This is a genomic window from Rubrobacter calidifluminis (genome assembly GCF_028617075.1).
Lineage (GTDB): Bacteria > Actinomycetota > Rubrobacteria > Rubrobacterales > Rubrobacteraceae > Rubrobacter_E > Rubrobacter_E calidifluminis.
Genome location: NZ_JAQKGV010000010.1, coordinates 23,452 through 45,871, shown reverse-complemented (window position 1 = coordinate 45,871; position 22,420 = coordinate 23,452). Strand labels below are relative to the sequence as shown.

Sequence of the window (22,420 nt, the reverse complement as noted above, 5' to 3'; positions counted from 1 at the left end):
AGTCGCTCCGGAGCTCGGTATACAATGCCGCAAGCAACATCTTTGGAGGACAGGCATGCAGAGCAAGGTTCTGAAAAAGATAGAAGAACTCTCCGAGGAGCGCGAGAGGCTTCTCTCGCGCGAGGGTGAACACCACGCCACCGCCGCCGACCACGCCAGGATCAAGGAAATCGAACACTCTCTGGAGGTTCTGTGGGACCTCAGGAGGCGAGAACTAGCCGGCGAGGACATAGACCCGGACGAGGATTTCTACGACCAGTACGACCGGTACCGCTAGCTAGCGGTGGGCCTGGCGGTCCTCGGCCGCCTCGGCCCACTCGGCCGTGGCAGAGGCCCTCTCGAAGACCCTGACCAGCTCCATCATGTCGTCGTGGTTGAAGGTCTCACGATCGGCGTCGGGCACGAAGGTCGCCGTCCTGCCGTCGGCGTAGCGCAGGACGACCTCGCGCACGGCCATGTTCTCGTGGTCTGGTCTCTCGGTCTGCCTCTCCCTTATTATGCCGTGCATCCTCAGGACTCCCGCTCTCGCTTCTCGCTCTTGCGTATGTCGTCGGCCACAGCCTCCAGATATGTGGCCATTTGGTGCAGCTCGTAGGCGTAGAACCTGTCGCGCAGCTTGGACCTGAAGACGTCGCTCGTGCCGTCGTCGAACCTGAGGATCACCTCCTCTATCCCGTAGGGGTCGAAGGTCCCCTCCACATCCAGCGGGCTACCCCGCCATTCTTCGGTCGTACGCTCCGCCATCCTGCACCTCCGCTACTCTGGCGAGATCAGACTAAATCCACAACAGGATATTACATCAGCCTCACAGCCTACAAACGCAACGCGGGCATGATGGACACGAGCAGAGGAGCGACGAGCAGTGCGGGGAGCATGTTGGCGACCCTCACCTCTTTAAGGTTCAGAAGCCCGAGCCCGAGACCGAAGATGAGTATGCCGCCGGTGGCGGTGGTCGCGGAGATCATGCCCTTCGTCACCACCTCCTGCACGAAGCCCGCACCGAGGGTTATCGAGCCCTGGACGACGAGGACCGTGCCGGCCGAGAGCATTACGCCCCACCCGAGCACGGAAGAGAACGAGAGCGCCGCTATGCCGTCGAGGACGCTCTTGAGCGCGAGCAGGCTGTAGTCCCCCCGGAGACCGTCCTCTATGGAACCGAGGATGGTGAGGGGACCCACGCAGAAAAGCAGACTGGTGGTGACGAAGGCCCGGCTGACCTGGCTCGTCCCCTTCGAGAAGCGGGCCTCCAGGCCATCCCCAAGCCGCCGCAACCAGGAGTCTATGTCCACCCACTCTCCGACGACGAGCCCCACGATCACGCTGATGAGCGGTACCAGGGGGTTCTGATACTTCAGGAAGTTCTGCACACCGACGAGCAGCGTGACGATGCCTATGGCGTGCATGGCCGTATCACGCATCTTCGGGGGGAAACGCCCCCCGGCCAGTGTACCTATCCCTCCTCCGGCGAGGACGGTGGCCACGTTTATGGCGGTCCCTACGCCCACGGCAGAGAAGTATATAACTGAACCCGCTCCGCACGCTCTGTATAATTTTTTTGAATTTGTGAGGTAAAACCGAGCTTCGGGAGTTTTCGCTTGGATCTTTACGAGCATCAAGGCAAGGAGTTGCTGCGCGGTTTCGGCATCGAGACGCTGCCGTCGATCGTCGCCGCCACGCCGGAGGAAGCAAGAAGGGCGGCCGAGACGCTCGGCGGCGGGACGGTGGCGGTCAAGGCCCAGGTCCTGACGGGAGGTCGGGGCAAGGCCGGAGGCATCAAGGTGGTCGGGAGCCCCACCGAAGCCGAGCAGGCAGCAGAGGCGGTCCTCGCGATGGAGATCCGGGGACACAGGGTCCGCAAGGTGCTGGTCGAGGCCGGGGCCGAGATAGAGCGTGAGATGTACCTCTCCGTCACCGTCGACCGCGAGGCCAAGGCTCCGCTCATCCTCTTCTCGACCGAGGGCGGGGTGGACATCGAGGAGGTCGCCGCGACCAAGCCCGAGTCGATAGTCCGGGTGCACGCCAACCCGCTCGTCGGGCTGTTGCCCTATCAGGTGAGGCGGCTGACGTCCGCCGCGGGGCTGTCGGGTGAAGCGGCGAAGAGCTTCGGCAGGACGCTCTCGACCCTCTTCGAGGCCTTCGAGAAGCTGGATGCCAACCTGGTTGAGATCAACCCGCTCGTCCTCACCCGCGACGGCAACATCGTCGCGCTCGACGCGAAGGTCACGGTGGACGATTCGGCCCTCTTCAGGCACCCGGACATCGCCGAGATGCGCGACGTCGAGGCCGCGGACCCGCAGGAGCGGCGCGCCCGGGAGGTCTCGCTGCAGTACGTCAAGCTCGGCGGGGACGTCGGCATCCTCGGGAACGGCGCGGGGCTCGTGATGAGCACGCTGGACGTGGTCGCGCAGGCCGGGGGCGAGCCGGCGAACTTCTGCGACGTGGGCGGCGGGGCGGACGCCGAGAAGATCGCGACCGCGCTCGACATCGTCACATCCAACGAGAACGTGAGGAGCGTCTTCTTCAACATCTTCGGCGGCATAACCCGCGGAGACGAGGTGGCGAAGGGCCTCCTCTCCGCGATAGAGCGCACCAGCATAGACCTCCCGATAGTCGTCAGGCTCGACGGGACCAACGCCGAGGAGGGCCTGAAGATCCTCTCGGAGAACACCCCGCAGAACGTGCACACCGAGAAGACGATGCTCGACGCGGCCCGCCGGGCGGTCGAGCTCGCGAGCGAAGGGGGTCGGTAGCGTGGCGATCCTGGTAGACGAGAACACCCGGCTTCTGGTCCAGGGGATAACCGGGCGCGAGGGCAGCTTCCACACGCGGAGGATGCTCGCGAGCGGCACCAACGTGGTCGCCGGCGTCACGCCGGGCAAGGGCGGCCAGAGCTTCGAGGGCATCCCCGTCTTCGACTCGGTCGAGGAGGCCGTGGAACAGACCGGGGCGAACACCGGCGTGATCTTCGTCCCCCCGCCCTTCGCCGCCGACGCCATCTTCGAGGAGCTGGACGCCGGGATCGGCACGATCTGCTGCATCACCGAGGGCATCCCCGTGCACGACATGCTCCGCGTCTCGGGGTACCTGCCGCTCAAGGAGGCGACCCTCATCGGGCCGAACTGCCCGGGCATCTTCTCCCCCGGCAAGGCGAACGTCTCGATCATGCCGGCCGACATCTTCAAGCCGGGCAGGGTCGGCGTGGTGAGCCGCAGCGGGACGCTCACCTACCAGATCGTGAGCGAGCTGACCCAGCGCGGGATCGGCCAGTCGACCGCCGTCGGGATCGGCGGCGACCCGGTCATCGGCTCGGACTTCGTCGAGATCCTCAGGAAGTTCGAGGAGGACCCGGAGACCGAGTGCGTCGTGATGATCGGGGAGATCGGCGGCAACGCCGAGCAGCGGGCCGCGGAGTTCTGGAAGAGCGAGATGAAGACCCCCGTCGTCGCCTACATCGCAGGGTTCACCGCTCCGGAGGGCAAGACGATGGGGCACGCCGGTGCGATCGTCTCCGGCGGCGAGAGCACCGCCGAGGCGAAGAGCCAGGCGCTGCAGAAGGCTGGCATCAAGGCTGCGACCAACCCGACCGAGGTCGGCGAGCTGGTCGCAGGGATCGTGGGCTAGCGTGGCGCTCGAGGAGGTGGAGGGCCCTCCAGGCCCTCCCTGGGACCGTCCCCTGAGGGGCCGGCTCGAGCGCCTGACGGTCGAGTCCGAGATCCTCGCGGACAACCCCCTCGGAGATCCCTCCCGCCGTCCGCTCTACGTCTACGTGCCCCCGGAGTCGATCTCCGGGGGCACCTTCGCCTCCATCTACGTGATACAGGGCTTCACCGGCCAGCTCGACATGTGGCTCAACCGCAGCGCGTTCGAACCGACAGTCGTAGAACGCGTAGACGAGCTCTTCTCCTCCGGCTCCTGCCCCCCTGCGATAGTCGTCTTCGTCGACGCGTGGACCTCTTACGGGGGGTCGCAGTTCATAAACTCCACGTCCACCGGACGCTACATGGACTACCTCTGCGACGAGGTGGTACCGTTCATCGACGACCGCTACCCGACCGCCGCCTCCCGCGAGCACCGCGGGCTGACCGGGAAGTCGAGCGGGGGCTACGGGGCGATGGTGGTGCCGATGCTCCGGCCGGACGTCTTCGGAGCGCTCGCCTCCCACGCGGGCGACGCCCTCTTCGAGGCCTGTTACCTGCCGGACTTCCCGAAGACGGCCCGCATCCTCAGGGACCACTTCGAGGGATCGTGGGAGATCTTCTTCGAGCGGTTCCGCAAGGCCGAGACGATGGAGTTCGAGCGCCACGGCGTGCCGCTTGAGATCTACGGATACGCGGCCTGCTACTCGCCCGACGAGGAGAACCCCGGAAAGGCGCTCCTCCCGTTCGAGACCGAGACCGGGCGCCTCGTCGCAGAGGTCTGGGAGAGGTGGCTCGGGTGGGATCCGGTCCGGATGGCGCCCCGATACGGCGAAGAGCTGGCGAGCATGCACACCATTTACCTGGACGCGGGAAAGTCCGACGAGTGGTATCTCGACCTCGGCGCGCAGGCCTTCGCCCGGGAGCTCGAGAAGCTCGGGATAGAGCACACCCTGGAGCTCTTCGATGGAGGACACATGGGCATCCAGTATCGTTATCCCCGCGCGATAGCCGCCCTCGCGCGGGCGCTCGACCCCGGCTAGAGCTCAGTGCTCTCTGAGACCCTCCAAACGGGAGAGCAGCCCTTCGTTTATGTCCCGGCCGACGAAGAAAGCACCAACAACCAGCGGCAGGTAATAACTCAAACCGCGCCAGATCATGATCCCCGCGAGCAGTGATCCCCCGGAGCCGGAGCCGACCAGGGCGGCGAAACCCAGCTCTGCGGCGCCGCTCCCGCCTGGGGTAGGTGAGAGCGGAAGGAGCAAATAGACTATAAACTGTGCGGCCATGGCCTCCAGCGGGTTTCCGTTCCAGCCGCCTGCCAACAGCGCCAGTCCCCCGATCGCGGTGTAGGATGTCCAGTAGACGACGTGCAGCCCGGTGCATACGAAGATCGCACCCGGCTCTTTGCGCCAGATCTCCGTGAAGCCGGAGCGAAGATCCACGTAGAACTCCCTGGCCTTCTGGCGCCAGCCGGCCTCCTCGTCGGGTCTGCGCTCTGGTTCCTCATCGTGGTCGCCGCGGCGGCGCAGCAGGAAGGCCACTATTACCCAGACCATTACCGCGCCGACTGCGATGGCGAGCAGGATCTTCCCGCTGTCCTTGATCGAGAAATCGCCCTTGTAGAGCAAAAAGCCTATCACCGTGCCGGAGACCAAAACGGTGAAGTTGAGGATCGCCTTGACCGCCAGAAGGGCCCCGCCCATCCCGGGCGTGAGCCCGGCGCGGCTCAGCCCCCACACCTCGTAGGGAACCTCTCCTCCCATGAAGGGGGTTATGTCGCCCACCGAATGAGATGCCAGGTAGAGCCTCACCATGCTGCGGTACTCGTAGCGACCGACCAGGGGCCTGAGGAGGACTGAGAACATCGCTCCCTGCACGAACCAGGTGAAAACGGCGAGGAAGATCGCTGCCACCAGTGAGGCGGTGCTCGTCACCCTGACGTTCTCCCCTTTCAACTCGCGCGCCACGATGAGTAAGGCCACGGCGCTGAAGAGTATCCCTCCCCCCAGCCCGAGGAGCGTCTGTCTTATGTGGTGGTGAGTTTCTCGCTTCAAACGATCCTCTCTAGGAAGAGTACGGCAACCCTATTATCTGACGTCCCATCAGGCTGGCGACCAGCTCCACCGCGAGCTCCGCGGTACCGTTGCGCATGTCCAGGATGGGGTTCACCTCCACGACGTCGAGGGAGGTGAGAAGCCCCGACTCGCTGATGAGCTCCATCACGAGATGCGCCTCGCGGTAGGTCAACCCCCCGCGCACCGGCGTGCCGACCCCGGGCGCTATCTCCGGGTCGACGGCATCGAGGTCGAGGGAGACATGCACCCGCTCGAGGCTGGAGAGTTTCTCGAGCGCCCGCCGCACCACGCTCGCCACCCCGTAGGCGTCTATCTCCTTCATCGTGAAAACCGTGACCCCGGCCGTCCGGAGCAGCTTCTGCTCCTCGGGGTCTACGGACCTCAACCCGACGATCACCACGTCCTCGGGACGTACGCTCGCTCCTTCGCCGCCTATCTCCACCAGCCGAGGGTCACCGTATCCGGCGAGCACCGCGAGCGGCATCCCGTGGATGTTGCCCGAGGGGGAGGTCTCCGGCGTGTTGAAGTCGGCGTGGGCGTCGATCCAGATCACACCGGTCCTGCCGGCCCTGGCCACCCCCGAGACAGTCCCGATGGAGATCGAGTGATCACCACCGAGGAACAATGGGATGACGCCTCCTGAGACGATCCCGGCGGCCTTCTCGCAGACCTCGGTGCAGACCGTCCTTATGCTCTCCAGATGTCGAGCCTCCTCCCCGTCCTCGGAGAGTTCCGGGAGCGGTACGGAGGCGTTGCCCAGGTCCGCTACCCTGTAGCCGAGCTCCCCCAGCGCATCCTGAAGACGGGCGTAGCGGATCGCACTCGGCCCCATGTCCACGCCCCGGCGGCTCTGTCCGAGGTCCATGGGGATGCCGAATATTCCGAGAGGTCTTTCGGTTTTGCGCAACGGAGAGCCCCCTTCGGCTTTCAAGGAGTCTTCGGGACTATCCCGGCCTCTTTCCATTCTGCTTCCACACCAGCTATTCTACAGGTCGACAAGCCATCCTCCCGGGAGAAATCCACCGTTTTCGGGCCCCACGGGACGGGGATTGGCTATCATACCGTCTCTGAACGGAGATCCAGACCACGATTATGGCGCGTCACCGGAGAACGAAGGAGTCTTGACCGTGGGTGAGATCGGCATCGACAGGTTCAACTCGGCCACCGAGGAGGAGATAAAGTCGGCCAGGGTGGCCGACTCGTACTTCCACCGCACGATGGAGGTCCTCAAGGCACGCGGCCTGGAAGACACCCCTGTGTGCATGGAGGTCTCCTACAAGAGCTCCAACGAGGACGAGTGGTTCGTGGTGGCCGGCCTCGACGAGGTGGCGTACCTGCTCGAAGAGGTGGAAGTTGATGCACGCGCGGTCCCGGAGGGGACGATCTGCCGCCCGCACGAGCCTGTTCTCGCCCTCTCCGGTCCCTACGGCGCGTTCGCCGAGCACGAGACGGCGATCCTGGGGTTCCTCTGCCAAGCCTCGGGGGTGGCGACCGCAGCGGCCAAATGCCGGCTCGCCGCGGGGGACCGCCCGGTGATCTCGTTCGGGGCGCGCAGGATGCACCCCTCGGTCGCGCCGGTGATCGAAAGATCAGCCTACCTCGGGGGTTGCGACATGGTCGCGGTAGACCTGGCGACCAGGCGGCTCGGCATCCCGGCTACCGGCACGCTGCCGCACGCGCTCGTCCTGATCCTGGGCTCGACGGCGGAGGCGGCGAAGGCGTTCGATGAGGTGATGGGCCCGGAGGTGCCGCGTACGATCCTCATAGACACCTTCGACGACGAGACCGTGGGCGCGCTGGAGGCCGCCCGGGCGATCCCGGACTCCATAACCGCCGTTCGGCTAGACACCCCGGGCAACCGACGCGGGGACTTCCGGGACCTGATGCGCGAGGTACGCTGGGAGCTCGACCGCAACGGCTTCTCGCACGTGAAGCTCTTCGCCTCGGGCGGGATAGACGTGGAGTACATCCTGCACCTCAACCCGGTCTGCGACGCCTACGGGGTGGGCGGGACGATCGCCTCGGCCCCGATGATCGATTACTCGATGGACATCGTCGAGGTGGCGGGGGAGGACCGGCACAAGCGGGGCAAGCGCGGGGGGCGCAAGCGCCTCCTGGAACTGCGCGACGGCTCTCATCTGGTGATTCCCGAGGGAGCAGATGCCCCCGAGGGAGCGAGGGACCTCCTCAGGCCGCTCTCCGAGCTCTACGCCTCCCCTCCGGACCTCTCCGCCCTGCGCGAGAGGGTGCTGAGACAGCTCGAGACGGGCAACTTCCCCCTTTACTAGAGGGCGCTCCGGTAGACCTCGGGGCGGCGGTTGGCGAGCGCCGGGAACTCGGCCCTCAGACTCTCCAGGCACCCCAGATCGAGCGGGGCGAGCGCGAAGCCGTCCCTGTCCGGGCACCGGGCGAGCACCACTCCCCATGGGTCGACGATCATGCTCCGCCCGTAGGTCCAGCGCCCGTCGGCCTTCTGGCCCCACTGCGCCGGGGCGACGACGTACGCCTGATTCTCGACGGCCCGCGCCCGCAACAAAAGCTCCCAGTGGTCTTTGCCCGTCTGCAGCGTGAAGGCGGCCGGGACCATCAGGATCTCCGCGCCAGCGAGCGCGAGCATGCGGTAGAGCTCGGGGAAGCGGACGTCGTAGCAGACCGAGAGCCCGATGGTGGCCGGCCCCGCCTTCGCCGTCACGATCTCCTTCCCGGGCGCTATGGTCCTGCTCTCCAAATACTCCCTGTCCGCCACCTTCACGTCGAAGAGGTGTATCTTGCGGTAGACGGCCAGAAGCTCCCCCGACGGAGCGAAGAGGGTCGAGGTGTTGTGCAACCGCGCCGAACCGGGCACCTTCTCGAGGATCGAACCGCCGAGCAGGTAGATGCCCAGCTCGCGAGCGAGCGAGCCGAGGAAGTCGGTCGTCGGCCCGGGGATACTTTCGGCGTTCTCCCGGTAGACCTTCTCGAGCCCGTGGCAGCTCCAGAGCTCGGGCAGGCTCACCAGATCCGCCCCTGCGGATGCGGCCTCGCGGATGAGGCGCTCCGCCGTCTTTTTGTTCTCTTCTCTGTCCGGGGTGGATGACATCTGAATCGCGGCCGCGATCATCCTTCGTTCGCTCATGAAATTCTCCTCTCTTTCTCCGTCTCAGCCGCCTCCCAGAGCACGGTCGAGGTGGATGGCCGCGCTGATGAGGGAGAGGTGTGTAAAAGCCTGCGGGAAGTTGCCCAGGGCCTCGCCGCTGCGGCCTATCTCCTCGGCGTAGAGCCCGAGGTGGTTGGCATAGGAGAACATCTTCTCCAGGGCGAGTCGGGCCTCGTCGAGCCTCCCGGCCTGCGTGAGGCACTCGACGAGCCAGAAGGAGCAGAGGCTGAAGCTGCCCTCGGCACCCTCGAAGCCGTCGTCGGCGGCCTCTCCAACCCGGTAGCGGTCGACGAGGGTGTCGAAGGAGAGCTCCTGCTGGATCCTGTCCAGCGTGGAGATCCAACGCGGGTCTATGGGACCGACGAACTTGACCAGCGGCATCAGGAGCAGCGCCGCGTCGAGCGCCTGCGACCCGTAGTGCTGGACGAAGCTCTGCTTCTCCTCGCTCCAGCCCTGCTGCATCACCTCCTCGTAGACGGCGTCGCGCTCCTCGATCCAGCGTCCCTCCCCCGCCGGCAGCCCTCGCTGGCGGGCTATGCGGATGGCCCTCTCCAGCGCCACCCAGCACATCACTTTAGATGGTACGAACTGCTGGCGGCCGCCGCGCACCTCCCACATCCCCTCGTCCGGCTGACGCCAGTTCTCCGCGAGCCAGCCTATGACCTTGCGCAGGTCTTTCCAGAGGTCGTAGTCGAGGGGGGCGCCGTGCTTGTTGTAGAGGTAGGCGGCGTCGAGGACCGCGCCGTAGAGGTCGAGCTGGAGCTGGCCGTAGGCGGCGTTTCCCACCCGGACCGGACGGGAGCCCCTGTAGCCGGAGAGGTGATCTAGAGTGTACTCCTCTATCTCGCTTCTCCCGTCGATGGAGTAGAGGGGCTGTAACCGGCCGTCTCCGCCGTCCTCGCAGCGTTTCCTGAGCCAGCCCATGAAGTTGTGGGCTTCCTCGTCGAAGCCGAGCTTGATGAGGGCGTAGAGGGTAAACCCGGCATCCCTGAGCCAGGTGTAGCGGTAGTCGTAGTTGCGGGCACCCCCGATCTGCTCAGGCAGACCCATCGTGGGGGCGGCAACGAGTGCCCCGGTGGGGTCGTAGACCATGAGCTTGAGGACCAACGCACTGCGCCGGACCATGTCCTGCCAGCGCCCGCGGTAGTTGCAGCGGGAGATCCAACGCCGCCAGTAGCCCACGGTCTCGTTTAGGTTGCTGTTGAAGACCTCCTCGGAGGGCGCCTCCCCGGGGTCGTCCTCCCCGTCGAGCCCGCGCAGGACGAACGTGGTGCGTTCGCCCTCACCCAGCGTGAAGCGGGCCCGCACGGAGCCTCCAGGCCCCCTCTCGAGCGGCACCTTCGAGGAGAGCCCGATCACGGTCCCTTCTGCCCCCCTGAAGAGCGCCCCTCGTTTGCCGACCGAGACGGTGTGCCGGGCCCGGGCGTAGTCGAAGGCCGGACGGCACTCGAGCTCGAAGGGCATCTCGCCGCGTACGGCGTGGACGCTGCGTACCAGACGACTGTGTTCGAATCCCGTGGCGATCGGCATGTAGTCGAGAATCTCGACGACACCCTCCGGCGAGAGGAAGCGGGTGAGCAGCACGTTGGTGTCGGGCAGGTAGATCTGCTGGCTGCGAACGTGCGAGAGCGGTCGCAGCCGGAAGTGCCCCCCCTTCTCGTCGTCCAGGATCGAGCAGAAGACGCTCGGCGAGTCGAACGCCGGCAGACACATCCAGTCTATCGTGCCGTCGCTCCCCACGAGTGCCGCGGTGCGCAGATTGCCGATGATGCCGTGATCCTCTATCGGAAGGTAAGCCACCAGAGCTCCTCGAAAATCACTGAAAGCCCTCTCCAGAAGACCTGTTTGCCAAATCTCCCTGGAGAGTATAGTCAGTGGAGCGGGCTGTTTCCCGGAGACGACACCGGGGTATAGCTAGAGAGGTTTCCCCTGAGGTCTGACCCTGTGAAAGGAGGAACAAAGATTGGAAGAGATGCTCGGAGGCACCCGCATAACCTACCTGGGACACGCAACGTTCCGCATCACCACGGCGGGTGACGAGCAGATCATCATAGACCCCTTCCTCGCCGACAATCCCCAGACGCCCGACGAGCTCAAACAGGTTGGAGAGCTCGACACCATCCTCGTCACCCACGGACACTTCGACCACATCGCGGACGCCGTTCCGCTCGCGCAGCAGACCGGGGCGACGGTCGTCGCGAACTTCGAGATCTGCAACTGGCTCGGCACCAAGGGCGTGGAGAACACCTTCCCGCTGAACAAGGGCGGCACCGGACAGGTCGGCGGGGTGAAGATAACAGCCGTGAACGCCCACCACGCCTCTTCGATCACCGAAGAGGACGGGACCGTGATCTACGCCGGGGAGCCCTGCGGATTCATCCTCGAGTTCGAGAGCGGCTTCAAGCTCTACCACGCAGGCGACACATCGATCTTCGGCGACATGCGCCTGATCGGCGAGCTCTACGGGCCGGACCTGGCACTTCTCCCGATCGGAGACCGCCTCGTGATGAGCCCGTTCGAGGCGGCGCACGCGGCGAGGCTGCTCGGCGTGCGCCACGCGGTGCCCATCCACTACGGGACCTTCCCGTTCCTGCCGGGGACGCCGGAAGAGTTCAAGAAGCAGGCGCAGAGCATCGCGCCGGACCTCATAGTCCACGTCATGAAACCGGGAGAAGAGCTCTCTTCCTAGAGAGAGCATGCCAGAGCGCAGCCATACCTGAAGAGGACCCCGCGTTTGCGGGGTCCTTTATTCTGCGTCTCAGCCCCCGTTCTCCTGCGCTAGCCCCTCTCCTGCTGCCCACGGTTTCTGCGGGACCGCCCGCGCAGGGCGCCCACGGCCGCCCCCACCCCCCCCATGATGATCGCCCGCAGGACGCCGTTGAAGATCGAACGACCCAGATCCCAGAGCTGCGGCGGCTGCAGAGCAGAGCGCACCGGCCCCACCCGCGCCGGAGGGGGTGGGTTGCTGAGGATCTTTCGCGCCTCGTTGACGTAGTGGACGATCCTGGGTGCGGCCGCCTGCGCATAGTCGCGCATCGCCCCGGCGAAGACCGTGGCCTCGAGTGCCAGGATAACGAAGAGAGACACCCAGACCAGAACGGCGATCACGGTGGCGGCCAGCGCACCGTCGCGCACGAGCAGGGAACCGTAGGAAGAACCCGGGTCGAGCCGGGATGGACGGACCCTCAGAGCAGCGAGTATGCCGAGGAAGATGTAGACGGTCAGCGCGAACGGGGTGCGGTACTGCTGGATCACGGCGAGCAACCACTCACTGGATGTTCTGGGGTCGATGAAGAGGAAGTAAAGATTGGTGGCGATCGCGACGACAATCGCCACAGCACCGTAGGCTAGGCCGATCCGGAACGGCTCCCTGCGGTTGTCCAGCTTCTTATCCCGGGGCTGCGTCATCTCTCCCCGAGAGAATACACCATGGCGAATCTTTTTCTAAGGGCCCGGCGTGTCCCGGCGCGAACCAATCCCATGGTGAAACCTGTACCAGACGATCGCGGCCGCCTCCCGCAGGAGCTGTCCCGCCCTCCGCCACTTCCTGTACCACATCGGGCTCTCGTAGGCTGGTTCGGCCACGGCATCCACTCCTGCCTCCTTAAAAGCCTCCACGGCGCGCACGCAGTGCAGCGGGTCGGTGACCAGCAACACGCCATCCACCCCGATCCGTCGCAGCATCGCCGCCACGAGAAGCGCTGAGTCCCAGGTACTCAACGCCTCTCTCTCAAGCAGTATCGCCTCGCCGGGCACGCCCCGGGAGCGCAATATATCCGCCATGACCTCGGCCTCGCTCGGCGGGTTCTCCCCCACCCCGCCGGTGACGATGATTCTCCGTACCCGCCCTGCACCATACAGGAGGGCCGCGTGTTCGGCCCGGGCCCTGAGGGTCGTGCTTGGTCTCCCACCCTTCAAAACCTGCGCCCCGAGCACCACCGCGACCTCAGCCCTCACCGAGCCGCGGGGCATCCCCTTCCGCCACACCTCGAGCAACCCGGCCAGGTCCCTGCAGCTCTGGCGGAGCGGCCTCATCCAGCCACCCGCCTGGCCCTCTCGAGATCCGCTGGCGTGTTCACGTTCATGAGCATCAGAGAGGGGTCCCCGAGGACCGAGAGCTGCTCTCCGCCAACGTATATCACGCGCCCGAGGCGCCCCAGAAATCCACGCATGGACCGCACGCCAGAGTCCAGGGAGGCCGAGACAGACGACAACACCCACCTGCCATAGGCCGCGCAGAGTGGATGCGGACCATCGAACCACGGCACCGCAGCCCCGGCACCCCCATGAACCACCCCGGCGAGCAGTCCAACGAGTCCCTCGTGCAGAAAGGGCATGTCCCCCGCCGCCACGAATACGACCGGATGGCCGGCCGCATGAAGCCCGGCTTCGATCCCGGCCAGCGGACCCTCCCGGCCCGGTCGTCGATCCCGGACGAACCTCACCCCGCCGAAAGGCAGAGATTCCCTCCCGACCACGAGCACCTCCGAGCAGGTCGCCGCGAGCGCCTGGTAGACCCTCTCGACGAGCGCGAGTCCCCCGACTTCGAGGAGGAGCTTGTCCTCGCCCATCCTCTCGCTCGCCCCCCCGGCGAGGATGATGCCCGAGAGCCCCCCGCTCAGAGTACCTCCGACTCCCCCACCCTTACCCCTCTCAACCGCAAGATCCGCTCCCGGAGCCTCTCGACGCGCTCAAGCTGTGCGGGATCCCCGCTGCGGCGTACCAAGCGCTTGGTGAAGGCCAGGTCAACCGCCGCAGCGTGCACCCTCCGGTCGGTCCTCCAGTGCCCGAACCTCCCCCGCGAGAGCAGCCGCGCGTAGTGCAGCTTGCGCCTTAAGTAGGTCGGCATGAGGGGGTACTCCCGCGGGTCTATCGTTCCGGTCCGGGTCTCCTCGTAGAGTTCCTGGCGGATGACGCGCCGCTCGAAGGCCAGCCAGAGGACTATCAGGACGAGGTACGCGAGGACCACGAGAAAGAGGAAAGCATACGCCAGGGCCCCGAAAAGGGTGGCGGTCAGGTTGAAGGCGGCGTGAAGCAACATCGCCCCGACCAGCCCGAGAAGCGGGAGCGAGACCTTCGCCGGAAGCGTGCGCACCCACGGCACGAGCCCTATCCCGACACCGGTGAGCGAGGTGAAGGCAGCATGTCCGAAGCCGCCGAAGATCCGGCGCACCACGAAGGTCTCGGGACCAAACTGGGCGTAATAGACCAGATCCTCGGCCAGGGAGAATCCGAAGCCCACCGCCGAGCCGTAGACTATGCCGTCCATCACGCCGGAGAACTCCATCTCCCCTCGGGAACGGGCGAGCAGCAGGGAGAAGAGGAAAACCAGAAAGAGCGCGGCCCCCTTCGCGCACTCCTCTATCACCGGAGCCCCCATGACGGCCGTCAGGGCGTGAGCGAATCGGGCGTTGGTGACTACGGCCAGCGTGTACTGCAGGATGGACTCGAACAGAGCGGAGACGAAGACCGACACCGTAAAGCCCCACACGAAAACCGCCGCCACGTAAGAGAGAGGCTCGCGCTCGTAGAGGTCGACGGCCCGGATGAAGAGCAGGTAGACAACCGCCTGCAACACGCCTATGCCTGCTATTGCGGAGCTCAAGAGGCGATCCCCCACCCGGCGTCTTCCGTCCTCTGCATGGGAGCAGTATAACTGCTACTGGTAAAATCATGTGGCAGACGGCCAAGGAGTTGGAGCGCGACCCCGGTGGACATGGAACCACAGCGAGAGGACTCGATCTTGGATGTGCTGAGGCACATGACCCACGGCGTCTACGTGCTGGCGACCAGGAGGGGACAGGAGACCAGCGCGATGACTGCCTCCTGGGTCATGCAGGCCGCGGAACGTCCGCCCTGCGTGGCGGTGGCCGTGCGCAACGACCGCTACACTCACGATCGAATCCTCGAGAGCGGCACCTTCTCGCTGAGCATCCTGCGCGAGGATCAGGTGGATGTCGCAACGCACTTCGCCGAGACCAGCGGCGAGTACCACGACAAGTTCCAGGGCGTGCCCTACGGACTGACGCCCGGAGGCTCGCCGTTTCTGCTCGACTGTCTGGCCTATCTCGACTGCCGGCTGCGGGACACCGCGCACGCCGGGGACCACACCGTCTTCATCGGGGAGGTGACCTCAGGGGACACGCTGGATCCGAGCTACCCTCTGATCTACGACCCCGGCGAGTACGAGGAGGCGCTACGCTGATGCATACCACACCGCAAGAGAGGCTGAAGAAGCTGGGATACGAGCTGCCCGCTGTCCCCGCCCCGGCTGGCTCCTACGTCCCCGCCGTCCGATCTGGGAACCTGATCTTCACCGCCGGTCAGCTCCCCCTCCAGGAGGGCAGATTACACACCAGGGGCAGGGTGGGCGAGGAGGTGAGTATAGAGGAGGCCCGTGAGGCGGCCAGAATCTGTGCTCTCAACGCCCTAGCCGCCGCAGCGGAACAGGCCAGCGGGCTGGATAAGATCTCACGCATAGTGCGCGTGGGTGGTTTCGTGGCCTCCGCTCCGGGCTTCGAGCGCCAGCCGGAAGTGCTTAATGGGGCCTCGGAGCTACTAGGGACGATATTCGGCGAGGCCGGAACCCACGCCCGCACGGCCGTCGGAGTCTGTGCGCTCCCGTTCGGCTCGCCCGTCGAGGTCGAGCTGGTCGTGGAGGTCTCCGGCTAGAGCACTCATCAGGAGAGGATTCCGACGGCGAAATCACTCCTCGAGCGGTTTGTAAGTGTCGGTATGCAGGATGCCATCGAAGAGCACCTTTCCGTTCTTGGTCACCCTCTTGTAGGTGACCCATCTGGTTATCTTGGGACTCGAGTAGACTTTTTTGGACCACATCTCGACGTGCTTTCCGGTAGGCCTGCCGTAGATCCGGGCCGTGACCCATCCGGTCTGCGTGTCGACCGTCTCCTCCAGCAGTATGTAACCAGATGAGGTATTTCTGAATTTCATGTCCAGGGCTCCGAACCACACAGTCGCGTCGAAGCCGGGCCGGACGTACGGCAGCTCAGCGTAGTGCGGGTGGCGTTCCACCGGTTCGAGCCCGGCCTTGTTCGCGGCCATGTAAAGGTTGGTCGAAACCTGACACAGCCCCCCGCCGTCGGCCTTCTCGACCTTCCCGTTCACGATCACCTTGGTGGGATAATAGTGCAGGGGCGCCGCCACCGAGTTGAAGGAGAAGACCTTCCCCGGGGCGACGAGCTGGCCGCTGATGGCGCGCGAGGCTATCTGGAGATTTTTCACCCGTCCGGGGTCGTCGCTGTAGGTCATGTAGTTGGTGCTGTACTCCCCGATGAGCCCGGTTGGTTTGAGACGTATCGCCTCCCGGGTGGTGAGCTTCGGCCTCCAGACGGCGAGCGGCACCTCGTAGCGGAAGTCCCCGGAGAAAACGCCGTGCCGAATGGCTCCGATCAGCTTCTCGCTCTCTATCCTGCGGCCATCCCTGCTCGGGGTGACCCTTATGTCATGGGGACTGTCGACTACATAATCCGCCTCTACGGGGCGCACCGTGAGCGCCCCGTAGACTCCGTCCAGGCTCTCGCGCAACCTCGCGGGGCTGAGGCGAACATCGAGGTCTCTGCCGCTGCGCGTCACGTAGAGGGCGCGTCCGATCTCGACCCTGCTCAGCGTCCACTGCCGCCCGAGGGCACTCAGGGTGACGTCGTGCTCGAGCGCGCTGCGGGCCTTCCGGGCTGCGGCGACAGCCGAAGAGGTGGGCACCTGCGGCTCAATGGTCTCGCCGTAGATCTTGGCCCTCCCGGACATGGACTCCACCGCACCCCTGATGCCGTCCAGCGTCCTGGAGCGATCGACCCTGTATCCCTCCCTGGCGTCGACGACGCGGACGTGGCCGCCGGATATCCTGATTGAGGCGTTTCTTGGATGCCGGTCGAGGCGCGCTGCAATCCATCGCACGCGTTCTTTCGCGGCTTCCGGCCTGTAGACTATCGCGGGCTCGACACCCACGGAGCCAAAGGTAGCCCGCACCCGCTGCGTGAGATCCTGCACAAACCCTCCATCGCGCCCGATGGAATAGGCCCGCCTGACGGTAGCGCTCACGTTGAGGTTCATTCCCAGCTCTTGCGCGCCGAGTTCAAGCTCTCCTTCAGGTCCGTGAAGGACTATCTCTCCGAGCTGCCGCTGCTTCTGATGTGAGAGTATCTCGCGAGCCTGCGCCGGAGTCTTACCCCCGAGGTCCAGACCTCCCACCGAAACCCCGCGGTGTATCCTCCCGGCACTCATCGCATAGTCTGCCACGAGTAGGACGCCGGCGAGGACGCAGAGCGCCATCAGCACGCCCGCGACCACCACACGCCGCCTGCTCCAGCCGGAATGTGACCCTCCTTCCAGACTCACATGCGCCCTTTCTTCAAACCTGGCCTCATCCGCCCGTCACCGCGGTCTACGAAAACACGATCCTGCAAACACTACCATCCACCCCGGCCCCGTTCCAGAGAGAGGAATGATGCACGGATCACGCCGGGTCGGCGTTATAATCGTTTGGGCGAATTTTGGCAACACCGTTTAAGGAGGAAGGTTTTTGAGCGATGCGACAAAGCAGCAGGAGAAGATAAAGTTCTATAGTGGAAATTACTGCCCTTACTGCCGCAGGGTCAAGAAAGAACTCGACCGGCTTGGTCTCGAGTACGAGACGGTAAACGCCGACGCGGACGGGCGGGCAGAGGTGATCAGACTCTCCGGCCAGCGGGCGATCCCGATTCTGACGATCGGGGACGAGGTGCTCGTCGACTCGACCAACATAATCCGCGAGCTACGCCGGCGCTACGGATGAGAGTCGAGCTTGCAAAGACATAGTCTGATGCCCTAATCTGGCCCGCGTGAGACCTCTGGAATTACTTCTAGTCCGGCATGGGCAGTCCACGGCCAACGCCGAGGGGGTGTGGCAGGGCCAGCTCGACTTCCCCCTCTCAGAGGAGGGAAGGATCCAGGCGCGCCTGACGGGGAAGGCGCTCTCGTCCGAGCCCCTCTCTGCAGTCTACACCAGCCCGCTCTCGCGGGCCCTTGAGACCGCGGAGATCATTGCGCGTGAGGCCAGGTACCGGGGGAAGGTCGTACCGATGGCCGGGCTCATGGAGCGCCACGGTGGAATCCTGGAGGGCACCACCGGGGCCGAACGGGAGAAGCGCATGCCCGGTCTTGTCGCCAAGCTGGCCTCGCTACCGGAGGAGGAGGGCTGGCTGCTCGTCGGGGCAGAAACTGACGAAGAGGTGCTCGCGCGCTTCGAGCAGGCACTCTCGGAAATACTCTACCGTCACCGGCCGGAGGGCGGCAAGATCCTTGTCGTCTCCCACGGCGGGGCCATCCGGGCCTACCTGAGGGGGCTGTTCGGGAAGGACATCCTCCCGGGATCGGAGAGGGCCCCGAACGCCTCCATCACCCGCCTGTGCTGGAACGACGGAGGCGGGCCCGGGTTGCTTGAGCTCGCCTCCACCTCTCATCTGTCAGCCTAGACTGAGCTCGCCTCCGCAGGAGACCGGTTCAGAGTATCCTGACCCTGCGGGCGTTGGGGCCGCGCTCGTTCTCCCCCACCTCGTACTCCACGCTGCCCCCCGGTTCGAGCGTCCCCGGGTCTCCCTCTATCTCGGAATGATGCACGAAGATATCCTCGCCGCTTGAACGCACCAGGAACCCATAGCCCTTATCCGGGTCGAACCACTTCACCCGTCCCTTCTCCCGCCTGGCATGCCCGTTACGCTCCTCCTCGTCCCCGTCCTTCCCCCCGTCTGTATCCTCCCGGCTCTCATCCAGCAGGTGGCCGGTAGAGACGCCCTGCGTGCCGGTGCGGTCTGGTTCTATGACGATCGATTCCCCGCTCACCTTTACGATGACGGAGTCGACTCCCTCCCAGTTCTCTTTCCATATTGGGTCCTCGGCGACCGCCGGGTCGAACCAGAGTCCCCAGCCATCACGCTCCCCGTGGTCCAGGACCCCCTCGAAAACGCTCTCAGGCTCCTGCAGGGACCTGTCACGCCGGTAGATGTTGTTGCGACTCCGAAACGACTGCACGGAGGAGGCGCTGGTACCCAGGGCGTCGGCGATCCACTCGTCGCTCTTGCCGGCGTCCACCCATTCTTGTATCTGCTTCATGTGCGGCTTGAGCGCAACCCTCTTCTTGGACTCTCCCATGCTATGGCTGCTCCTTGGTCTTCTTCTTGTAATAAACCAATATCCGGGTGATGAATCTTTCTCCGGGCCAGTCCACCCGGTAGATTACTGGTAATCGCTACTGCATTCTATCACCTTGCCTGAAGACGCAAAGCCTATTCCGGAAGCGGCTGGCTTTCGTCTCCAGCCTGCTCATCCTCCCCGGTGTAGTCGGGGAGTGCCGGCATGCCTCCTTCGGCCATCTCCTCCAGCATCAGGGCTACCAGAGGCGCGGGCAACTCCAGGTTGAATGCAAGCTCCTCTACTGCTGCTATCACCTCGTAGTCGTCCTGCGGCTGTCCCCACAGCGAGCCGAGAGCGGCGGCCAGTAGCTCGGAGGGCAGCACAGTGTTGCCTCCCGCAGCCACCCTGAGGTACTGCAACATCCTGAGGTCCACTCCGGGAACGATGCCCGCTACCGGCTCGGTATCCGGGATGTGCCGGCGGATAAACACCTTGGTGTCTTCGGAGTCGGCCCAGCGCCTGAGGACCTCCCGCTCGTCCAGATAGTTATACTGGGCGACGCGGTGCTGAAACTGGCCAAGGAGCTGACCAGCCAGCCTCCTGAGATCCGCATCACCGAAAAACCACCTGTCCCCTTCCACCTCCATGATACCGCTGACCCTCGGGATGCTGAGCGGCTCGTCCTCTTCCTCGAACGTCTCCCTGAAACTCCGAAGCAGCCCCCGGACCTCCTCCGCCGCACGCCCGCTTCTGGCCAGCACCGCCTCGTAAATGACAAGCGCAGCGAGATCCCGGTCGCGAGAGATCTCCTTGAGCCTGCGGGCAGCCCTCTCGACTCTCTGCCCGTAGTCTTCCAGATGGCTTATCTGCCAGGCCACCCGTCCGGTCTTGTTCAGGGTCTCCACCACCTTGCAACCTCCATGCGCCTCCGGGTTACGACCACACTCAATATACATTATCCCCGGTCGACCACTCTTTGAGCCCGAAGACGCCGGGGGCCGTACGCAAAAAGGGACCATGCGGATTGTCCCTCACGTCGACCGAGAGCCTGGCACGCATGGTGTTGTGGGGCGTCCTCCCCGCACTCTCAAGGTAGCCGGATTCGATCGCCAGGTCAGTTATGTCTCTGTAGTGCAGGGGATGGCCCACCTCCCGCAGGACCTCGCAGGCGGCCTCCTTGAAATCCAACCCTCAGAAGCCCTCCGCCGGGGCCTCCGGGTATGCCCCGATCACGCTCACGTAAGGACAGTACTCCTCCAGCTTCGCCAGGGCCCGCTGCACCCTCTCCTCATCCGGATGACCCTGGAAGTCCGCGAAGAACACGTAGGTCCAGGCCCGCTTGCGGCTCGGGCGGCTTTCGATGCGGGTCAGGTTTATACCCTCGTCGGCAAAGGCAGACAGTGCGTCCTTGAGTACACCTGGCCTGTCCTTCACCGAAAAGACCACGCTGGTCTTGTCCCTGCCGGTGGCCCCGGCCCACAAGCGGCCGAGGATTATGAAGCGGGTGGCGTTCGCCCGGGAATCCTGGATGTTACGCGCGAGTACGTTCAGGCCGTAGACTTCCGCCGCAAGCTCACTGCCCACGGCCGCAACGCCCGGCTCCGATGCGGCGGCCCTTGCCGCCTCCCCGGTAGACTCCACCTCTTCGATCCTGGCCCCCGGCAGGTGTTTCCGCAACCACGAGGCACACTGGGCGATGGCCATGGGATGCGACCTGACGACGGAGACCCTGTCCAGAAGCTCCTCCCGCGAAAGCAGATTCTGAGAGACGGGCAGATAAACCTCGCCGCACACCTTCAGGGGGCTGTTCATGAGCTCGTCGAGGGTGTGGGTCACCGCCCCCTCCATTGAGTTCTCGACCGGCACCACCCCGTACTGCGCCTCCCCGCGCTCGACCCTGGCGAAGACCTCCGGCACCGACGCCTGCGGCTCGAAATCCACGCTCGAACCGAAGGCCCTGCGGGCTGCCTCGTGGGTGAAGGTTGTCTCGGGCCCCAGGTAGGCGATCCTGAGCCGAGCCTCGAGCGAGATGGAACAGGAGATGATCTCTCTGAACACCATCTCCAGGCCCTTGCGGGGGAACTCCCCCTCGCTGAGCGCGAAGACCCGGTCCATGACGGCCCGCTCACGGGAAGGCACATAGGCGCTGAGACCCCGCTCACGCTTGACCTCACCCACTCTGCGCGCGAGCCTGGCTCTCTCGTCGAGCAGCCTCACTATCCGGGCGTCAACCTCGTCTATCCGGCGCCTGAGCTCTTCCATGTCCGACGGGAGGGCACCGGTGTTCTCCCTAGCGAACAACGGCCCACCATCCGCTCTGTGTGATGACCGTGGTATGGTGGTGAGATCTCGACATCTGCCTGATCCTCCCTGCGGTTTTCGGATGGGTTCGGAGGGTGAAATCACACGACAAAGGAGGGCTCCTGTGCCCTCCTAGATAAATCGCGGGTATAGGAAGCCTCCGCCTCCTGGGCGGCACTGACATCCAGTTCGTTCTGCTGCGGGCATCCTGCAGGACAAGTTAGCAGATGGAAACGTGTGATGTCAAAAAGAAGAAGGGATCAGCCGGCGAGAGCCGCCGCGACCCCACCGGCGAGCGCGAAGCGGTAGAACGCGAAGACACCAAGGCTGTGGTCTGAGAGGAAGGAGACGAGGAACCTTATCGCGGCGTATCCCACGACCGCCGCCGACAGGAGCCCGACCCCGAAGAGCAACGCCTCATCCCCTCCCATTCCTCCACCGATCGCCTCCAGCAGGCTGAAGCCGCCGGCGCCCACGGTGATTGGGAAGCTCATCAGGAAAGAGAACCTGGCCGCCTCCTCCCTGCGCAGCCCAAGAAAGAGGCCGAGGGTGATCGTTGCGCCGGATCTGGAGACACCCGGTATGAGGGCTGCTGCCTGCGCCAGCCCGATGCTGAGCGCCTGGGGCAAAGAAAGACTCGACGCTACCTTCCGCTTGCCTCCGACGGCCTCGCCGACCAGGAAAAGAACCCCGACGGCCACCAACGCCACCACGACTATCCAGGGTGACCTGACAGAGGTGGAGAAGAAGTCCTCGAAAGCGAGCCCGACAACCGCGGCTGGAACGGACGCGACCACGAGGAGCCAGACCATCCGCCTGTCAGGGTCCGCAGGATCGAAATCCCCGAGCGAGACGAAGAGAGCGATCGCGAGCCTCGTGAGATCACGCCAGAAATACACCAGCACCGCGAGCGCAGTACCCAGGTGCAGCGCCGCATCGAAGGCAAGCCCGAACCGCGCCTCCTCCAGACCGAGGAGGCGCTGGGCAAGGAGAAGATGCCCGGAGCTCGAGACCGGCAGAAACTCCGTCATGCCCTGCACCGCCCCAAGGACGGCGGACCATAAAAGCTCAGAAGTCATCTCCGGCCTCCCACGGCACAAGCCAGGTGTGAGAGTACGAAACCATCCGGGGAATCAGCGGGA

The 22,420-nt window shown here is 64.9% G+C and carries 27 protein-coding genes; 10 read left to right on the top strand and 17 right to left on the bottom strand.

Going from position 1 to position 22,420, the window contains the following annotated elements; translation table 11 throughout:
* Nucleotides 1-55: 55 nt before the first annotated feature.
* The gene (locus tag PJB24_RS09445; RefSeq protein WP_273845175.1) at nucleotides 56-277 is read left to right on the top strand and encodes a DUF2630 family protein; all 222 of its coding nucleotides are present in this window, start codon (nucleotides 56-58) and stop codon (nucleotides 275-277) included.
* Here PJB24_RS09445 and PJB24_RS09440 read toward each other — a convergent pair whose 3' ends face one another.
* The 3 genes from PJB24_RS09440 to PJB24_RS09430 form a co-directional block, all read right to left on the bottom strand.
* The gene (locus PJB24_RS09440; protein WP_273845173.1) at nucleotides 278-508 is read right to left on the bottom strand and encodes a hypothetical protein; all 231 of its coding nucleotides are present in this window, start codon (nucleotides 506-508) and stop codon (nucleotides 278-280) included.
* Nucleotides 509-510: 2 nt separating this feature from the next.
* Nucleotides 511-744 (bottom strand): hypothetical protein, encoded by a 234-nt coding sequence (locus PJB24_RS09435; RefSeq protein ID WP_273845172.1) that lies wholly within the window; start codon nucleotides 742-744, stop codon nucleotides 511-513.
* A gap of 68 nt (nucleotides 745-812) precedes the next feature.
* Complete coding sequence (locus PJB24_RS09430; RefSeq protein WP_273845170.1) at nucleotides 813-1,505, bottom strand: DUF554 domain-containing protein; 693 nt, start codon at nucleotides 1,503-1,505, stop codon at nucleotides 813-815.
* Between the two features lie 90 nt (nucleotides 1,506-1,595).
* Here PJB24_RS09430 and sucC point away from each other — a divergent pair, with 90 nt between their 5' ends.
* From sucC to PJB24_RS09415, 3 genes are read left to right on the top strand one after another with little or no spacing between them, the layout of a single operon-like run.
* On the top strand, nucleotides 1,596-2,750 hold the full coding sequence (sucC, locus tag PJB24_RS09425) for an ADP-forming succinate--CoA ligase subunit beta (RefSeq protein ID WP_273845168.1): 1,155 nt from the start codon (nucleotides 1,596-1,598) through the stop codon (nucleotides 2,748-2,750).
* A gap of 1 nt (nucleotide 2,751) precedes the next feature.
* Nucleotides 2,752-3,621 carry a succinate--CoA ligase subunit alpha gene (sucD, locus tag PJB24_RS09420; RefSeq protein WP_273845166.1) on the top strand — a complete coding sequence of 290 codons (870 nt, stop codon included), beginning with the start codon at nucleotides 2,752-2,754 and terminating at the stop codon, nucleotides 3,619-3,621.
* A gap of 1 nt (nucleotide 3,622) precedes the next feature.
* Nucleotides 3,623-4,678, top strand: a complete 1,056-nt coding sequence (locus PJB24_RS09415; protein WP_273845164.1) for an alpha/beta hydrolase — start codon at nucleotides 3,623-3,625, stop codon at nucleotides 4,676-4,678.
* A 3-nt stretch (nucleotides 4,679-4,681) separates the two neighbouring features.
* Here the strand turns inward: PJB24_RS09415 and PJB24_RS09410 are convergent, their stop codons facing one another.
* Both PJB24_RS09410 and rocF read right to left on the bottom strand, forming a co-directional pair.
* On the bottom strand, nucleotides 4,682-5,692 hold the full coding sequence (locus PJB24_RS09410; RefSeq protein ID WP_273845162.1) for a lysylphosphatidylglycerol synthase transmembrane domain-containing protein: 1,011 nt from the start codon (nucleotides 5,690-5,692) through the stop codon (nucleotides 4,682-4,684).
* 10 nt (nucleotides 5,693-5,702) lie between these two features.
* Nucleotides 5,703-6,620 carry an arginase gene (gene rocF / locus PJB24_RS09405; protein WP_273845161.1) on the bottom strand — a complete coding sequence of 306 codons (918 nt, stop codon included), beginning with the start codon at nucleotides 6,618-6,620 and terminating at the stop codon, nucleotides 5,703-5,705.
* 220 nt (nucleotides 6,621-6,840) lie between these two features.
* Here rocF and PJB24_RS09400 point away from each other — a divergent pair, with 220 nt between their 5' ends.
* Nucleotides 6,841-8,001 (top strand): nicotinate phosphoribosyltransferase, encoded by a 1,161-nt coding sequence (locus PJB24_RS09400; RefSeq protein WP_273845159.1) that lies wholly within the window; start codon nucleotides 6,841-6,843, stop codon nucleotides 7,999-8,001.
* Here PJB24_RS09400 and PJB24_RS09395 read toward each other — a convergent pair.
* A complete protein-coding gene (locus tag PJB24_RS09395) occupies nucleotides 7,998-8,828 on the bottom strand; it encodes a carbon-nitrogen hydrolase family protein (protein ID WP_273845157.1) in 831 nt (276 codons plus the stop codon). The genes PJB24_RS09400 and PJB24_RS09395 overlap by 4 nt on opposite strands.
* Before the next feature lie 24 nt (nucleotides 8,829-8,852).
* Nucleotides 8,853-10,649, bottom strand: coding sequence for a glycoside hydrolase family 15 protein (locus PJB24_RS09390; RefSeq protein WP_273845154.1), 1,797 nt, complete (start codon nucleotides 10,647-10,649; stop codon nucleotides 8,853-8,855).
* A gap of 172 nt (nucleotides 10,650-10,821) precedes the next feature.
* Here PJB24_RS09390 and PJB24_RS09385 point away from each other — a divergent pair, with 172 nt between their 5' ends.
* Nucleotides 10,822-11,538, top strand: coding sequence for a metal-dependent hydrolase (locus PJB24_RS09385; RefSeq protein WP_273845318.1), 717 nt, complete (start codon nucleotides 10,822-10,824; stop codon nucleotides 11,536-11,538).
* A gap of 89 nt (nucleotides 11,539-11,627) precedes the next feature.
* Here PJB24_RS09385 and PJB24_RS09380 read toward each other — a convergent pair whose 3' ends face one another.
* The 4 genes from PJB24_RS09380 to PJB24_RS09365 are packed head-to-tail and all read right to left on the bottom strand — an operon-like array spanning nucleotide 11,628 to nucleotide 14,454.
* Nucleotides 11,628-12,257, bottom strand: a complete 630-nt coding sequence (locus PJB24_RS09380) for a hypothetical protein (protein WP_273845151.1) — start codon at nucleotides 12,255-12,257, stop codon at nucleotides 11,628-11,630.
* A gap of 36 nt (nucleotides 12,258-12,293) precedes the next feature.
* Nucleotides 12,294-12,884: a YdcF family protein gene (locus PJB24_RS09375; protein ID WP_273845150.1), complete on the bottom strand. Its 591-nt coding sequence runs from the start codon at nucleotides 12,882-12,884 to the stop codon at nucleotides 12,294-12,296.
* Nucleotides 12,881-13,447 (bottom strand): molybdenum cofactor guanylyltransferase, encoded by a 567-nt coding sequence (mobA, locus tag PJB24_RS09370; protein ID WP_273845315.1) that lies wholly within the window; start codon nucleotides 13,445-13,447, stop codon nucleotides 12,881-12,883. The genes PJB24_RS09375 and mobA overlap by 4 nt, the downstream gene beginning before the upstream one ends.
* A gap of 20 nt (nucleotides 13,448-13,467) precedes the next feature.
* Nucleotides 13,468-14,454, bottom strand: a complete 987-nt coding sequence (locus tag PJB24_RS09365) for a PrsW family intramembrane metalloprotease (protein WP_273845148.1) — start codon at nucleotides 14,452-14,454, stop codon at nucleotides 13,468-13,470.
* Nucleotides 14,455-14,598: 144 nt separating this feature from the next.
* Between PJB24_RS09365 and PJB24_RS09360 the strand changes: the two genes are divergently transcribed.
* Both PJB24_RS09360 and PJB24_RS09355 read left to right on the top strand, forming a co-directional pair.
* On the top strand, nucleotides 14,599-15,054 hold the full coding sequence (locus PJB24_RS09360; RefSeq protein ID WP_273845313.1) for a flavin reductase family protein: 456 nt from the start codon (nucleotides 14,599-14,601) through the stop codon (nucleotides 15,052-15,054).
* Entirely contained in the window at nucleotides 15,054-15,521 is a 468-nt protein-coding gene (locus PJB24_RS09355; protein ID WP_273845145.1) for a RidA family protein, read from the top strand. The genes PJB24_RS09360 and PJB24_RS09355 overlap by 1 nt, the downstream gene beginning before the upstream one ends.
* 33 nt (nucleotides 15,522-15,554) lie before the next feature.
* Here the strand turns inward: PJB24_RS09355 and PJB24_RS09350 are convergent, their stop codons facing one another.
* A complete protein-coding gene (locus PJB24_RS09350; RefSeq protein WP_273845143.1) occupies nucleotides 15,555-17,159 on the bottom strand; it encodes a VanW family protein in 1,605 nt (534 codons plus the stop codon).
* Between the two features lie 229 nt (nucleotides 17,160-17,388).
* Here PJB24_RS09350 and PJB24_RS09345 point away from each other — a divergent pair, with 229 nt between their 5' ends.
* On the top strand, nucleotides 17,389-17,640 hold the full coding sequence (locus PJB24_RS09345) for a glutaredoxin family protein (protein WP_273845141.1): 252 nt from the start codon (nucleotides 17,389-17,391) through the stop codon (nucleotides 17,638-17,640).
* A 46-nt stretch (nucleotides 17,641-17,686) separates the two neighbouring features.
* Nucleotides 17,687-18,319, top strand: coding sequence for a histidine phosphatase family protein (locus PJB24_RS09340; RefSeq protein ID WP_273845139.1), 633 nt, complete (start codon nucleotides 17,687-17,689; stop codon nucleotides 18,317-18,319).
* A 28-nt stretch (nucleotides 18,320-18,347) separates the two neighbouring features.
* On the opposite strand, the gene PJB24_RS15910 is transcribed toward PJB24_RS09340, so the two are convergent.
* From PJB24_RS15910 to uppP, 5 genes are all read right to left on the bottom strand, one after another.
* Nucleotides 18,348-18,530, bottom strand: a complete 183-nt coding sequence (locus PJB24_RS15910; protein WP_273845312.1) for a cold-shock protein — start codon at nucleotides 18,528-18,530, stop codon at nucleotides 18,348-18,350.
* A gap of 599 nt (nucleotides 18,531-19,129) precedes the next feature.
* A complete protein-coding gene (locus PJB24_RS09330; protein WP_273845136.1) occupies nucleotides 19,130-19,885 on the bottom strand; it encodes a hypothetical protein in 756 nt (251 codons plus the stop codon).
* A 37-nt stretch (nucleotides 19,886-19,922) separates the two neighbouring features.
* A complete protein-coding gene (locus PJB24_RS09325; protein WP_273845132.1) occupies nucleotides 19,923-20,165 on the bottom strand; it encodes a winged helix-turn-helix domain-containing protein in 243 nt (80 codons plus the stop codon).
* Nucleotides 20,166-20,168: 3 nt separating this feature from the next.
* A complete protein-coding gene (gene pheA / locus PJB24_RS09320) occupies nucleotides 20,169-21,278 on the bottom strand; it encodes a prephenate dehydratase (protein WP_273845130.1) in 1,110 nt (369 codons plus the stop codon).
* A gap of 260 nt (nucleotides 21,279-21,538) precedes the next feature.
* Complete coding sequence (uppP, locus tag PJB24_RS09315) at nucleotides 21,539-22,357, bottom strand: undecaprenyl-diphosphatase UppP (RefSeq protein WP_273845127.1); 819 nt, start codon at nucleotides 22,355-22,357, stop codon at nucleotides 21,539-21,541.
* Nucleotides 22,358-22,420 lie beyond the last annotated feature (63 nt).

Bases quoted from the DNA above. Each gene is read 5' to 3' on its own strand.
- PJB24_RS09385 (WP_273845318.1), top strand. From the start codon at position 10,822: ATGCTCGGAGGCACCCGCATAACCTACCTGGGACACGCAACGTTCCGC.
- PJB24_RS09395 (WP_273845157.1), bottom strand. From the start codon at position 8,828: ATGAGCGAACGAAGGATGATCGCGGCCGCGATTCAGATGTCATCCACC.
- PJB24_RS09445 (WP_273845175.1), top strand. From the start codon at position 56: ATGCAGAGCAAGGTTCTGAAAAAGATAGAAGAACTCTCCGAGGAGCGC.
- PJB24_RS09355 (WP_273845145.1), top strand. From the start codon at position 15,054: ATGCATACCACACCGCAAGAGAGGCTGAAGAAGCTGGGATACGAGCTG.
- PJB24_RS09435 (WP_273845172.1), bottom strand. From the start codon at position 744: ATGGCGGAGCGTACGACCGAAGAATGGCGGGGTAGCCCGCTGGATGTG.
- PJB24_RS09380 (WP_273845151.1), bottom strand. From the start codon at position 12,257: ATGACGCAGCCCCGGGATAAGAAGCTGGACAACCGCAGGGAGCCGTTC.
- PJB24_RS09440 (WP_273845173.1), bottom strand. From the start codon at position 508: ATGCACGGCATAATAAGGGAGAGGCAGACCGAGAGACCAGACCACGAG.
- PJB24_RS09375 (WP_273845150.1), bottom strand. From the start codon at position 12,884: ATGAGGCCGCTCCGCCAGAGCTGCAGGGACCTGGCCGGGTTGCTCGAG.
- uppP (WP_273845127.1), bottom strand. From the start codon at position 22,357: ATGACTTCTGAGCTTTTATGGTCCGCCGTCCTTGGGGCGGTGCAGGGC.